Annotated in this window: 1 protein-coding gene; it reads right to left on the bottom strand. The window is 63.3% G+C overall.

The features are described 5' to 3' along the window. Positions 1–281, bottom strand: a 281-nt coding sequence (locus tag X756_RS01000000166490) for an FAD-binding oxidoreductase (RefSeq protein ID WP_032999719.1), incomplete at both ends; no start/stop codon positions are given.

Below are 281 nucleotides of genomic sequence, written 5' to 3'. Positions count from 1 at the left end.
GAGATACCTACGGTTCTTCTGGAATGGCTGGGCGCGGCGGATGTCGACTTCCCAGAGGTCGAAGGGCGCTTCGCCGTCATTGATCCACTGCGCCAGCGCCATGCCGGCGCCGCCGGACGAGACGATGCCGATGGAATTGTAGCCGGTCGCCATCCAGTAGCCCGACAGCTCCGGCGCTTCGCCGAGATAGTAGCGGTCGTCGGGGGTAAAGCTTTCGGGGCCGTTGAAGAAGGTGTGAATGCCGGCGGTTGCCAGCATCGGCATAGATCGGAAGAGCGTCG

This window comes from Mesorhizobium sp. LNJC405B00 (assembly GCF_000502615.1).
Lineage (GTDB): Bacteria > Pseudomonadota > Alphaproteobacteria > Rhizobiales > Rhizobiaceae > Mesorhizobium.
This window is presented reverse-complemented; position numbering and strand designations above follow the sequence as displayed.